The 12232-nt window shown below is 42.5% G+C and carries 9 protein-coding genes; 1 reads left to right on the top strand and 8 read right to left on the bottom strand.

Annotated features, from left to right (window positions below):
- Positions 1-4: 4 nt before the first annotated feature.
- The 3 genes from LV92_RS20550 to panB all read right to left on the bottom strand — a co-directional run bounded on the left by LV92_RS20550 (position 5) and on the right by panB (position 2261).
- Entirely contained in the window at positions 5-529 is a 525-nt protein-coding gene (locus tag LV92_RS20550; protein WP_111625476.1) for a DUF4252 domain-containing protein, read from the bottom strand.
- Between the two features lie 133 nt (positions 530-662).
- Positions 663-1361 (bottom strand): RluA family pseudouridine synthase, encoded by a 699-nt coding sequence (locus tag LV92_RS20545; protein WP_111625475.1) that lies wholly within the window; start codon positions 1359-1361, stop codon positions 663-665.
- A gap of 81 nt (positions 1362-1442) precedes the next feature.
- The gene (panB, locus tag LV92_RS20540; protein WP_111625474.1) at positions 1443-2261 is read right to left on the bottom strand and encodes a 3-methyl-2-oxobutanoate hydroxymethyltransferase; all 819 of its coding nucleotides are present in this window, start codon (positions 2259-2261) and stop codon (positions 1443-1445) included.
- 122 nt (positions 2262-2383) lie between these two features.
- On the opposite strand from panB, the gene LV92_RS20535 reads away from it, so the two are divergent.
- Positions 2384-2845, top strand: coding sequence for a nuclear transport factor 2 family protein (locus LV92_RS20535; RefSeq protein WP_111625473.1), 462 nt, complete (start codon positions 2384-2386; stop codon positions 2843-2845).
- 6 nt (positions 2846-2851) lie between these two features.
- Here LV92_RS20535 and LV92_RS20530 read toward each other — a convergent pair whose 3' ends face one another.
- Genes LV92_RS20530 through LV92_RS20510 form a run of 5 tightly spaced genes read right to left on the bottom strand, consistent with a single transcriptional unit; the run spans position 2852 to position 11861 of the window.
- Positions 2852-3679 (bottom strand): glycerophosphodiester phosphodiesterase, encoded by an 828-nt coding sequence (locus LV92_RS20530; protein WP_111625472.1) that lies wholly within the window; start codon positions 3677-3679, stop codon positions 2852-2854.
- A 49-nt stretch (positions 3680-3728) separates the two neighbouring features.
- Positions 3729-5858: a two-component regulator propeller domain-containing protein gene (locus tag LV92_RS20525; protein WP_111625471.1), complete on the bottom strand. Its 2130-nt coding sequence runs from the start codon at positions 5856-5858 to the stop codon at positions 3729-3731.
- A 10-nt stretch (positions 5859-5868) separates the two neighbouring features.
- Positions 5869-7242 carry a DUF3748 domain-containing protein gene (locus tag LV92_RS20520; protein WP_170126369.1) on the bottom strand — a complete coding sequence of 458 codons (1374 nt, stop codon included), beginning with the start codon at positions 7240-7242 and terminating at the stop codon, positions 5869-5871.
- Positions 7243-7294: 52 nt separating this feature from the next.
- Complete coding sequence (locus tag LV92_RS20515; RefSeq protein WP_111625470.1) at positions 7295-9565, bottom strand: hypothetical protein; 2271 nt, start codon at positions 9563-9565, stop codon at positions 7295-7297.
- 55 nt (positions 9566-9620) lie between these two features.
- Positions 9621-11861 (bottom strand): ligand-binding sensor domain-containing protein, encoded by a 2241-nt coding sequence (locus LV92_RS20510; protein WP_111625469.1) that lies wholly within the window; start codon positions 11859-11861, stop codon positions 9621-9623.
- Between the last annotated feature and the right edge of the window lie 371 nt (positions 11862-12232).

The raw sequence follows: 12232 nt of genomic DNA, 5'->3' as shown, positions 1-12232 counted from the left end.
TATACTAGTTATTTATCCCAGGAGTATTGGGATTATACTCCTTGACCAGGCTTTCCGTAAGTTTTTCGAACTCGTTGTTTTTGGCCATTCCCCTTACTTTAACGGGGTCAAAATTTCCATTGAAGTACAAAAAAGAACCCGTTTTATTATTGTTGTTGAATATTAGAATTTCCTTGACCGAATTTTTGCGTTCCCTAATGGAAACCACGGAACGTTTTAAATCATCATTTTTACGAAAAATCTCGATAAAGGAATTTCCTGTAATACCGTTCATTTGTCTGTTTAAGAAATCAGCTCTTTCAGGAGTAGCGACAGGAAATTGCATATACCTCAGATCCTTGGTGTCTCCAACCAAAGCATTTATTTCCGGAGATATATTACTTATAAGGGATATCATAAAATGGGGCACACGGATGGCGGTTACTTGGGCGTCGTTCTTATGTGCTTCGTAAAATGTATCTATAGAATTGTAACTACCACAAGAGATCAATAACATAATACTAAAAATAAATAGTGCTGTCTTGCCCATGGAAATAATTTTTTACGTTGGCCTTAGGAATATGCCCTTTGTTAAAAGTAGTGAAAATTTACTCACTATATGGGATTTGACTGCTTCAATACTTACCTGCCCGTTCCGTTCAGGCGGGCCTGCCCTGAGGTATTTAGTTACAGGCGTTCCAAACGCTTTCCTCAGGGGTTGGGGCTTTAATTTGCAACAACTCTTTTTTAACGGGATGTATAAAAGAAAGACTTCGGGCATGAAGATGGATGCTTCCGTCCTTATTGCTCCGGTCCGCCCCGTATTTTAAATCTCCTTTAATGACACACCCAATAGCCGCCAATTGCGCCCTAATCTGATGGTGCCGTCCTGTTTTTAAATCGATTTCCAATAAAAAATAGCGGTCCAGCTGCTTAATGACCTTATAGTCCAAAATGGCTTTTTTGCTATCCGGAACTTCCTTTATATGGCCGTAGGATTTATTCTGTTTGGGATTGCGTTTCAACCAATGGGTCAAAGTATCCGCTTCTTTTTCGGGCATTTTATTGACTACCGCCCAATATGTTTTTTGGGCATCTTTTTCAGCAAACAATTTGTTGAGCCTGGGCAGGGCCTTAGAGGTTTTGGCAAAGACCACAATACCAGTGGTAGGTCTGTCCAAGCGGTGTGCTACCCCCAAATAAACGTTCCCCGGTTTGTTGTGTTTTGTTTTTATATACTGTTTTACAACCTCGCTCAAGGGAGTGTCCCCGGTTTTATCGCCCTGTACTATATCTCCAGCCCTTTTATTAATGGCTATAAGATGGTTATCCTCGTATAAAACCTGGAGATTTTCAGGGTTAGAAATTGTTTTTGTGGACACTTGTATAGAATTGATTATCTAGTTCATAGGCCATCCGCGCAATAAAAGGGCAGACCTTAGGGGAAATATTTGTACGCCCCTTTAGTATTGCTCCTCGTCGCTTGGGAAGTCCTTCGTTTTTACGTCGTCTACATACTTGGAAATAGCATTGCCCATTTCCTCAAATAGGTTGAGATACCTGCGCAGGAATCTTGGATTGAATTCCTGGGTTATGCCCAAGAGGTCGTGGATTACCAATACCTGGCCATCTACACCATTGCCTGCCCCAATGCCAATAATGGGAATGGAGACACTTTCTGCTACTTCCTTGGCCAATTTGGCGGGTATTTTTTCAAGAACTATGGCAAAACATCCCATTTTTTCCAAAAGTTTGGCATCTTCAATGAGTTTATGTGCTTCGTCTTCCTCTTTGGCCCTTACAGTGTAAGTGCCAAATTTATAAATGGATTGGGGGGTTAGGCCCAAATGTCCCATTACGGGTATACCTGCATTAAGAATTCTTTTTACAGACTCCTTAATTTCTTGCCCACCTTCTACCTTTACGGCATGGGCTCCACTCTCTTTCATGATCCGGATGGCGGAGCGCAACGCCTCCTTGGGGTCGCTTTGATAACTTCCAAATGGAATATCCACAACTACCAGGGCACGGTTTACCGCCCTTATAACCGAAGAGGCATGATAGATCATTTGGTCCAAGGTAATGGGCAGGGTGGTTTCATGTCCGGCCATTACATTACTGGCAGAGTCTCCCACCAATATTACATCCACATTGGCAGCATCTACAATTTTTGCCATAGAATAATCATAAGCCGTTAACATGGATATTTTCTCTCCGTTTTTTTTCATATCAACGAGAGATTTTACGGTAACTCTTTTGTACTCTTTTTTGGCAGTGGACATCTATTATATTTTTGGTGGGATAAAAGTAATGATTTGTTGCAAAAATTATGAATATAGCAATAGTTAGTTCCCAATTTTTTATTTTTTGATTAATTTTATATGACGGTCAAGACCTTAAAAAAATGAACAATACTCGGTTTTACTTTTTAGTTTTTTTGTTGGCACTTAATTTTGTCAATGCCCAAAACAGTGCGGAGGAAATGGTTAAAAACACCATAGATTCTTTTTTTGAAGCTTTTCATCAACAGGATTCAGTAGCACTAAAGGAAACGGTTTCCAGGGATATTGTGCTACAGACCATCGGAAAAGATGCGGATGGGCGGGAGGTAGTGAAAACGGATAGTTTCAGCCATTTTCTAAAATCTATAGTATCCATACCAGCTACCACAAAATTTGAAGAAAGAATAAAGTCCTATAATATTCAAATTGATGGTGCCATGGCCAATGCGTGGACTGACTACGAATTTTGGGTGAACGATAGTTTTAGCCATTGTGGCGTAAATTCCTTTCAATTGTTTAATGATCAGGGAGTTTGGAAGATTATTTACTTGATCGATACAAGAAGAAAAGAGGGCTGTGATTAATCCAGATTACTGGTTTTCTATGGATGAAATAAATTCTAGCAGGGCTTTGGGTTGATCGGTTTGAATCCCGTCCACGCCGAGGCTAAGCAGTTTCGACCATTCTTGATGCCATTTCTCTGGATCATCTTCGCTTTCATCAACAAAAACCTTAACCTTCATTGAATGTAATTGCTTTACAAAGGATTTGGAGATATGGGACATGTCCGAAGCCATATATTTAGGTTCATAAGTGTTGAGTACCTCTTTAATATTTCTTTTTTTACCTGGGTCTGGCATTATAAGGCATTCCGGACAGTTGGTCTTTATGGCCATTAATTCCTTATGGGCGCTTGCAGGAAGGTACCAAACAATGGCCTCCTCCATACCATATTTTTTAATGATTGGGATCAAGGCTTTGGGGTCCGCCTCCTTTAGGTCTAGATAAGTACCAATTTTGCCTTGGCATAGCGCTAGGATTTCCTCGAAGGTTGGAATTTTGGTATTGCGCCATTTTTCGTCCACTTTTATTCCAATATCCATGGCGCGTAATTGGGATAAGGTATAGTCTTTTACCTTTCCTTTCTGTTCCATAACGTAGGCGTCTATGGTAGCATTGTGGACACTTACAAATTCCCCATCCTTGGTAGTCCTCACATCAATTTCCACAAAATCGCATCCCAAATCTATGGCTGTCTGATAGGCGGCCAAAGAATTTTCAGGAATTCCGTTATGGGCCCCTCTATGGGCTATGACATAGGTGCTGCCGTTTTTTGGTTTGGGAAGTCCATTCTGTGTATAGCCATGGCCAAGGCCTAAAAGCCAGACCAACGATACTATTTTAAACAACCTTCGCATTTACGACAATATTATAAAGAGTAATTCAGTACTGCACTATTATGGTGTTCTATGGTTCAATGAGTTTATGGTAAGCGGCCAGATAATAGGGTAGGAGGTAAAATGTACCTTCGTGCTCCGCATATCCATTACCTTCATTATCATGGAGCACAGTGGCATCCCTGTCCAATCTTACGTGTCCCCTTTCATCAATGGGCAGCGCATAGGTGTCATTGCCCCAGCCCATACCTGCTGACTGGCCCGGTGTTGGGTCCAATTGTATGTCCAAGCGGTGGGTGTTGTCCATATCATACCCTATCAGGTCCAAGGGAATACGTTGTAGGGTTTCTGTCATATAGCGGTTGTCCAAGCTACTCTTGTAGTACCGGTCAATACTGGCCTTGGCAAACAAGGGATTTTCTGTAAACAGCTCTTGTGGCTTAAAAAAACCTTCATCCACCTTTTGGGCAAAAAAACCGGCCATAGCACCATAGAGTCCGTCCCAAAAGGCATTTTTCTGCTTGCTGATATGCAACCATGCATTCTCCAGGGCAATACGGTACATAATTTGTCTTTCTGGATTCTTCTCGTAATTGATGAGGCCATACAGACTCATTAAACCTAGGTTATTGTCCCAGGGTACTGCATTTTCGGGCGGAAAAAATTCTTTGGCATGCATGGCGTAGATGTCATAATTTTCCTTTTCGCGCAACATTTCGGCTACCTCATCATATTTGGGATCTCCGGTTACATGGGAGGCGACATTTAAAAAAGAAAGCATCATCATAGCATTGAGTCCGCGTTGGTCCCAGCCCCAAATGGAATTAAAATAGTCGGGATCAAAACTCCCCCAACGCGTTGGTTTCCCATCATAGTCTACCAATTTGAAACCATGTTTTATAAGGTGGTCGGTTACATCGGCGACGACTTGTTTAACGGCATCCTTTTCTTCCTTGGTTTCCGCTATCAAATCGTGATAAATCCCATAATAAAAATAATGTCCGGCCAATTCGTCCGAGCTGGTATCGCATTTCCATCTATAATTTCCGTCCTCACTAAGTGGGAAACGGGGAAAAATATCCTTCCAAAAGGGATCGTTTTTCTGATGTTTACTATTGTATTCCTTACTGTATTGTTCATTAACAGGTTCATGCCAATCCACAGGAATGATCACCCTTGCCGGAAACCCAGGTTCATGGGTAATGTCTACCAACCATTTTAAGGCAAAAAAGCTTCTGTTGGCCAGTTCCCTGGCCTCCGGATCTTTGGTAATGGCGTATCGGAAAGCCTGGGCTGCGCCGTACATGGCGGTATACTGCCCATCATTATCGGAAATGGCCAATTCACTTGTATTTAAATTGAACTGTTCCGTAAGGTGACTTTGACAGATAAACCCCATTCTGTTATGTCTGTCCTCTACCTGTTTTGTGAAATAGGTTGCCTTTTCGGGATAGGTCATTTCCTGGGAAACAATTTGGGCAAGGCCATTTTTGGTGGCGATCCAGGCTGTGCCCTTGGCATCAACGGCAATGGAATTTACGATGTTGTCCGGAAGCCATCTGCGGTTTGCCCTATAGAAAATAGCATTCTCTTCCACTCTGAATGCTCCATATTCAGTACCGAACCAAACCTGCCCTTTTGGGCCGGAAGCTGCACAGGTGAAATGAGTGTAGGGCACTCCTTCCTTTCCGGTAAACAGCGTCCATTTATCTTTCTCCAAGCGGCCGATGCCCTGTTTGGCACCAAACCACAATCGGTTTTTTGTATCTACTGTCAGGGCTGCTACCTCTTTTAGGGCCCAACTATAATTAATGTCGGAAGGAAGCTCCTGCTTCCACTTATTGTTGCCAATTTTTACATAAAGTCCGTTTTCACAACCTACATAGGTGGTATTCCCATAATTTGTGGTGCTGAGGACCTTACCGGCTTCCTCTGGTAGCCCCTTATATTTGGGTAGGGAGGTAGCAGTATTAGCCTTGTTGCTGGAGATCCATTTGGAATCCTTCCATTCATATTGCCCCGAGTCAGTAGTTGCTATGGGCGTATTGTCAATGATTGATATCTGTTCAATATTGCCTTGGGGAAGTCCTTCGGAAATACCATTGATTACAGCAACATCCTGATGAAATGTGGTCTCCTGTGCACAGATTCCAAAGGAAAAAAGAAGGATTAAGGCTATTGAAAATAGAATTCTATACATATTGGTTTCGTTAAAGTTCGATGATAAATATTTGCATGGTGGGTGTATTCCCGTCTTTGGAAACCATTCGGTTGTAGGCTATTTTATGTCCATCGTGGGACCAAACCGGATTTTTTGGTGGATATTGTGAAGGTTTGGTCAAGATGGCACTTTTACCATTATCTATATTAAGACCTATCAAAGAATTCTGCCAGACATAGACCAAGCGATGCTCTTTGGGATGCCAGCGGATACCGCCTTGCACGTCCGAGTCATGAAAAGTACGTTGTATGGCCTCACCTCCCCAAGGAGATATGGTGAATATCTGTTTAATGTTATGGTCATCTGTGGCTATATAGGCAAGCATACTTCCCCCATAGGAGGAACGTACAATACCTTCGCAACCAGGATATTTGTTGTTAGCCGTGTAGGTTAATCTACGTTGACTGCTCCCTTTAGGGGGTGCTGGCATGCTAGTTTCGGTGCCTTCTAGGGCAACGTCTCCCGGAACGGTGATGTCTTCAGGAATATCCACTATATAGACCTCATCTACCTGTTCTCCTTTATGGTTTGTTGTAGTGCCTATGAAAGCCCTTGCCCTTTGGGCAGCTCCATCGGATTTTAGGTAACCCAAGCGTCCTACCCAGCTGTCTCCTGCCGCCTTGCTTATTTCATCGGAACCTGGCACTGGTTCGGGCACTACTTTTACCACTAGTGCACTGAACCATTCCCCAGAAAAATTCTCCCCGTCCTGGGATTCGGGAACGGATACTGGATGATTTTTTTTGGAAACGCCTATGGTTCTAAGGTTATGGGTAAGACCGGTGGAATCTTCAAGTTTTTTCATAATGGCATCGTTATAGGTATACCCTATCCATTTTCCGTCGCCACTAAATTCATGTCTATGGGTCCCCCCGCGTAAAGCCCCTACCGTAAATGGAAAGGAAATGTCCCTTGCATCCATAAAAATGGGCTGTCCTGGTTGGTCGTCTTTTATAATTACTCCGGTTCTCCTCCATTGCTCGTAAGGCTTCTCCGAGGAACAATTCAATAACCCATGTATAAAAACTACCTCATTGTTGGTGTGGCTATAGCTTACGGCTCCCACTCCAGGACCATAGGCCTTGTTTTGTTTTAGTTCGTACAAAACCACTTTTTCACCGGTTTTGACATGTATCTTTTCAATTTTGCCATTTGCCCCAATACCACCGGCCTCTGTACGGGTGTCGTATACCAGCCATTCATCGTCCGGGGAAAAATTGTCATTATTGTCCAAGTCATGGTTATAGGTAAGGTTCTGGGTAATTTGCTTTTCCATTTTATAATTGTCTTGTCCACAAGCACTAAAAAGTATGGGTGTCATGAAGAGAATTAGCATTGGTTTACTTTCTAAATTTAAATTCATGAACTTATTCTTATTGTACATACTATTTTACTTGGGTTATTAATATTTTATTCTAATCCTTTTTCTTAGGAGCGCTAATAACTCCTAAATACCTTCCCATCCAGTAGGGTAGCAACCAGGTGTCCCCGGCACTGATCAGTTGTTTGCCATCGCCATCCCGATCCAAATCGAAAATATTTCCATTATGTCGGTACAAAGGGGTCTCCGTCAAGGGCAATAGCTCCTTGGTACTCTGTAACCTAAAATTATCGGGAAGCACGGTAATATCGTGGCGGTGGGAATTCTGCATTTCCCAATTCCTTAAATCCATTGGGTAATTTTTTAAAAACCAAATGGAATTGTCCAGATCAAAATCTTCGGCAGCCGTAGTAGCGGCGTATATAAAATTCCATAGCGCATTTTTTTCAGGTCGCTCCGCCTGCCAATGGTCCTGAATACTTTTTTTGTAATCCTCTTGTAATTCTGGGGTGAAGGCGTAGGGGGATAGTCCAAAATACCCCAAAAAATACATTTCATCATCGGAATGGTTCCACTCGTGGGACAGGTTTGAACTAAGCTCATCATTGTCAGCGTGACCAATTTGACTTATGGGTCTCATCAGGTTTTCAAGGTAACCCTGTTCTTCCATAAGCTGATAGGCGCTAGTTTTATATTTCTCTTTTCCCGTAAATTTATAGGCAGTTTGTAGAAAACCTATAATATTTGAGGAACCCAGCCTGCGGTCACCTACATTTTTGGGAAAGCCGTTGATATAGGAGGGGTTCCATTTCCCCCAAAGGGTAGGTTCGCCGTCCACATCAATAATGTAGTAGTCGTTATCTACAATATAGCCCATTAGATTGTCCAGGCATTCCAGAGCACGGTCTTTCCAGGCTTGGTCATCCACCAACTCCAGGATGGCCGTAAGCGCAAAAATTTGGCCTACGGTCTGATCACTGCTTACGGTTGTTCTCCAGGCCCAATTGGAATGATCTTCTCCTGGGAGCCATTCAATTGCAGGGCTGCCTGACATGAGTTCCTTTTTTTGCCAGCCCGGTTTTTTTTCATTGATCACTTTATGATCCCGCTCATAACTTCTTGCAAACAAACCTTTTATGGTGGTGATATGGTGCAGCCTCTCCATGGCCTCAAAAGACTCATAGGCGTTTTGTTTGGCTTCCTCGGATCCGGTTACCTTGTATCGGTACAACTGACTTACCAGGTACATGGCCGTCCAAAGGTTATCACTGGGCTGATGCTTCATTACCGCCGAAGCATAGCCATTGGGGAGCTTGCTTACACTGCAGTTGAAACCATATCTGATATTTTTTTCCCGTACCTGTTTTTCGTAAAATATGGCCTTGTCCTCCAGGGTCATTAGATCGGTCTTTATGCTTCCCACGCCATTGTTGGTAAGAATAAGGACTGATTTTTCGGGACCTTTTGCCATACCAACTACTTCATTGCCCGGCAACCAACGTTCCCCGGAATAGTAACTATAACTCCCATTCTCCAGAAGTTTAAAAGCACCCCATGTGGTTCCAAACCAAAGTGTGCCGTCAATTTCCTGGATAGTCCTTATTTCTGGCCAGGGTACATTTTCAATAAGCTTATTCTCGCCCAAGTAGAAGTACCCTTTAGAGGTGCCTACCACAATTTTGGTACCCTCATTGGCCAGAGCAGCACAATTGATGCCTGAACCTACATAGATTTCCTTTAAGGGTTCTCCGGGAACAAAAGCTATTATTTTTTCTGGGGAAACCAATAAAAATCTATTTTCCGTTCCCTGATATAGAATTTGCGAAATACCTGTTTCGGTGGTCAATTTCAATTCTTGCCCATTTTGGTTTAGGTAGGCTAGCTGCTCTCCATTGTAAACCAAGAAATGGAAGTCGTCCCCTCCAACCAAGAGTTTGGGATTTTCAAGGCCGTGTGTTATCTGTATTTTTCCGGCCCATGCATTGCTAAAAACATGGGTGTCGTCCAAGTACACAATATGGTCCTTGTACTCGGAAAAGGCTTCAATCTTCTTAGTAGCCATAGGGCTATAGGAAATATCGGGAGTAAGCGTTCCTGAATAGAACTGTTGTCCGTTTTCAGGTACCAATAGGCCGTTGTTGGACAGTATCTGGATATTTCCGTTGCGGTTGGATATGATATCCTGAACCCCACTGGCCTTTTGATCTTCTGACAGATAGTATTTTACTGCATATTCTTGGGCATAGGGCGTGTCCACATAAACAGACCAGCTAGTTACATCTGTAGCTGCAGCAAGAGCTTTAACCTTGTTCTTGCCGCAGCCCCAAATACATAGGATAAGAATGCCTAATATGCCGTATTTCATTTTTTGAAACCTTGTTCAGGATTAAATTAATGTTTCAATAATAGATTTCCAATTCCTATTCGGAGGGTATGGGTTCACTGATGACCCCTAAATACCTGCCCATCCAATAGGGGAGCAGCCAAATATCCCCTGCAGAGAATTCCTCTGTACCATTTCTACCGCCATCCAATGTGAACATGTTTGCGTTATGTCTTTGTACGCGGCGCTCATCAGGGGGCAATACCTCTGCTGTTGTCTGTTCTCTAAAATTGGGTTCTATAAACGTAATATCTTTTCTGTGGCTGTTCATAACCTCCCAGGCAATCATATCCATAGGGTGCTCCCTTAGGTACCAAGCCGCCTCGTCCAGATCGAACTCCTGGGTTCCGGTGAGGGCCGTCATAATGTTCCAGGCACCTTCTTTTTCTGGGCGTTCAATCTCCCAATGGTCTATGATGGCTTCCTTGAATTTGGTTTTTAACGTATCGTTAAAGGCATATTTATAAAGTCCCCAATACCCCACAAAATACATTTCATCATCCGAGTGGTTCCAGGATTCGGAAAGCATTTTACTCCAGTCATCCGCATCATCAGGGGCTTTTGCCACATCCTTCATGGGCCACATAAGATTGTCATAATACCCGTGGTTGTCCATTAGGTCAAAAGCTTTTTCCTTGTATTTTTCCTTTCCTGTAAAATGATAGGCAGTTTGCAGCATGCCTATAATATTGGAAGCATTTATTTTTCGGTCTCCCACCATTTTGGGGCGCTCATTTACGTACTCCGGGTTCCAACGGCCCCATGTAGTGGGCTTACCGTCAAAATCTACCATGTACATGTCATTTCTTACAATATGGCTCATAAGGGTGTCAATGAGAACAATGGCACGATCTTTAAGGTCGTTATCCATTAGTTCTGCCATGGCGCCATAGGCAAAAATATGCCCAATGGCCTCATCGCTGCTGGTGGTCGATTTCCAATCCCATTCAGGATCATTGCTATGTTGCCATCTGTCAGGATCATGTAATTTTTCTATATACCCACTTCGCTCAAATGACCTGGAAGGAAATCCTGGAACAGGATTTATACTGAACAATCTCTCCATGGCATCCATAGCTTCCCTACAGTTTTGAAGGGCGTCCTCGGATTTGGTTACGGTATAGCGAAAAACCTCTCCTGCCAGGTACATAGTTGTCCAAAGTCCGTCGTTATCGGAATCTGAAAGTCGCCCCGTATCAAAATTACCATTGTCCATATCCACCAAAGTGGCATTGAATCCCAGTCTTATATGTCTGTCTCGCACCTGTTTTTCGTAATATAGGGCCTTGTCATGTAGGGTCATTTCCTCATATACTATTTGTCCAAGGCCAGTTTCGGTCAATATTAGGATAGAGCCATCGGTACCTTTGGAAATATGTTTCACATTGTTGCTGGGCATCCAACGTTTTCCATAGTAGTAATTAAATTTGCCATCATCCTTCAGCATAAATGCCCCTTTGGTAGATCCAAACCAGAGATGTCCGTCAATTTTACCAACATAGGTGATTTCTGTCCATGGTAATTTGGTCTTTTTGTCCCCAATTTGTTTTCCGGAAGTGGCATCTACTTCGAAATATCCATCCAGGGTGGTCAATATTAATGTATTATCCAACAGGGCAAAGGAGGTAAAATTACTCCCTGCATAGACGGTTTTTAGGGTTTTATCTTTTGGATTGAAGGAGGTAACGGATTTTTCTCCCAAAATCCAGAAGGAATTGGTTTTTTGGTCGAATTTGATGGCTATGGCCTTATCCTTGGATAGGACGCCTAGCCAGCCGCTATTATTTTTGGAAACATATTGAAGCGATGGTCCATCGCTTATCAAGAAATCGAAATCGGTTCCGGCAGCAAAAATATTCGCTTTTGGAAGGTTGTGTTTTAAGAATAGGCTTCCGGCCCAGGCGTTGCTGAGTACCGCCTCGTCATCCAGATATATAAATTGATCCTTATATATGGTCATGGCGGAAATATTCTTATCGGTCAGCGGGCGGTAGGTTTTATCCTGTAAAAGGACTCCAGGATACAGGAATTGCCCATCGTGGGTACGTAAAATTCCATCCGAAGAGGAAACCTGAATAACTCCGTTACGGTCCATAAAAGCTTCGAATAGTTGCAAGTCATCCTCTTGTTTGTCATATTTTATGCTGTAATCCTGCAGATAGGGTACATCCTTATAAACGGGCAAGGATGTAGCGGCTGTTTCCCCTTTTGGGGCCTCTGAACAGGATATGCCCGCAAGGAGTACGACCCATAATAAATTTCGAAAGCTTTTTCTCATGTCAATAAATATTTTTGGTTGCAATAGATTAGGTGGTCTGTAACGAAATCATTAATAGGTAAGTATTAAATAAAGGTATTACAGCCCTGTACAAATAAACCTTATTTGAATGTATTGGACTTCCTATATTTTACATGATTTGCATCATATATTGACTTTATTATTCATTTCTTCTTTAATTTTCAAATAAAGTGTTAGAATAATTGAAATTTTGGATATGACCGATTATGTGGGTTGGGGTTGATGTAATAATTTGAAAATGGGTTAATGAATTAATTTGGTAATGTGGTGATTTGATGATTTGGAAATGGGATAATGTGGAAATGTACCAATGACGGAATAGCCAAGAGCCAAGAGCCAAGAGCCAAGAG

Source organism: Arenibacter echinorum (assembly GCF_003259375.1).
GTDB classification, from domain to species: Bacteria; Bacteroidota; Bacteroidia; order Flavobacteriales; family Flavobacteriaceae; genus Arenibacter; species Arenibacter echinorum.
Note: the sequence above shows the minus strand (reverse complement) of the source record. Positions and strands in the feature narration are given on the sequence as shown.